2 protein-coding genes and 1 pseudogene are annotated in these 1306 nt (G+C 38.7%); all 3 read right to left on the bottom strand.

Features of this window, described 5'->3' with window-relative positions:
• Nucleotides 1–129: 129 nt before the first annotated feature.
• The 3 genes and pseudogenes from ACQR30_RS11305 to ACQR30_RS11295 all read right to left on the bottom strand — a co-directional run bounded on the left by ACQR30_RS11305 (nucleotide 130) and on the right by ACQR30_RS11295 (nucleotide 1027).
• Nucleotides 130–519, bottom strand: coding sequence for a hypothetical protein (locus ACQR30_RS11305; protein WP_429735115.1), 390 nt, complete (start codon nucleotides 517–519; stop codon nucleotides 130–132).
• 1 nt (nucleotide 520) lies between these two features.
• A pseudogene (locus tag ACQR30_RS11300) lies at nucleotides 521–718 on the bottom strand (hypothetical protein); the annotation flags it as partial.
• Between the two features lie 12 nt (nucleotides 719–730).
• A complete protein-coding gene (locus ACQR30_RS11295; protein WP_429735113.1) occupies nucleotides 731–1027 on the bottom strand; it encodes a hypothetical protein in 297 nt (98 codons plus the stop codon).
• Nucleotides 1028–1306 lie beyond the last annotated feature (279 nt).

Here is a 1306-nt window from a genome sequence, read left to right as displayed (position 1 = left end):
AACAATTCGATGATAACAACGTAGTATCCACAAAACTGCTTTTTTTGACATCAAGAGATAACTCAGAAATTACACTTTGTAGTACTAGCATCTAATTGAAATCGGCAAAACTAAAAACGCACTACTCGCTTATTTCCTAGCTCTTTTTGAAAGTTTAGTACCACCAAACCGTATGCTCTGTTTTAACTCGACTGTAACGATTGAAACGGCGCTTGCGTCCACGAGACTAAACAATAACGCTCTACTAAAAGATTTTCTACCAGCGCCCGTTAGCACAATCCCACAAGTTTTTATGCCCAACGACTTCATGTGTGCACCCATTAGCATACCTATATGAGAAGCGGTGATACGTGTAACCCTAGCTTTTCTAAAAAAATTTTCTGACCTTGACGTTTTCCAGGCTATTACCCCCTTTTCAGACAATAAAAGAAGGCGAATGGAGCGCTTAGAAAATGAAACATGCACAGAAAACCTTTTGTGGATATCCAAAAAATCTTTTTTTATGACTTTTTTTGCCATACTATTTTTTTACGGAAGTAAACCTAAAAAGCAACCAATTATAAAAACAACTTTTACTCATAACTCTTACCTTTATGGGCATAAAAGAGTGGTTCACACCACATATTTCGCTGCACTGACCGTAAAAAACGCCATCGTCATAAGCATTAACAAAAACTTGATTAAGCCTGCCTGGAACCGCGTCCACTTTTACACCGAAAGAAGGAACAGCTCAGCTATGTATAACATCCTCAGACGTTACCAAAACACGAACAGTTTCATCCTGAGGGAAAGCTATAAAATTGCTGGTTTCCAACAAGTAGTTTAACCTTAAATCCGAATTCACCCTGGATTCCCCTAACGCCGCGTCATAATCATCTATAGCGGATTCAGGGAATATAGAAGGGCCAGCGGCTACACCCGCTACCATGTAAGCTTCTATTTCTATTCTTTTGGGCGTTTTGTTATCCCACATATCTATAAAATCCCATAAAAATTCGTATCTGAAAGAGTTGCGCCAGATATTCAAATCTGCTTTAAGCTTAGAGATATCAAGAACAGCCTCCAACCCGAATAACCCATTTCTCTCCGCAGCGGCAGAAGCTAAAAGAACGCCAAAATCTAAATTATCCGTTTTAGCACTTTCTTTATCGGTGAAAGAAAAAGAATATTGGTATTTTCAGTATCATTGATTCCCCGTCACTTTGAGAGTCGCTATAGGCTCTGACTGCGGCTCATTCATCGTGTACAATAAAACGAAAGAAGGTATAGCAATAATTTCTTATATTCCGCTAGGTTTTGTTGTTGA

Origin of the sequence: Arachidicoccus sp. (assembly GCF_050436765.1) — a bacterium.
Classification (GTDB): Bacteria; Bacteroidota; Bacteroidia; order Chitinophagales; family Chitinophagaceae; genus Arachidicoccus.
This window is presented reverse-complemented; position numbering and strand designations above follow the sequence as displayed.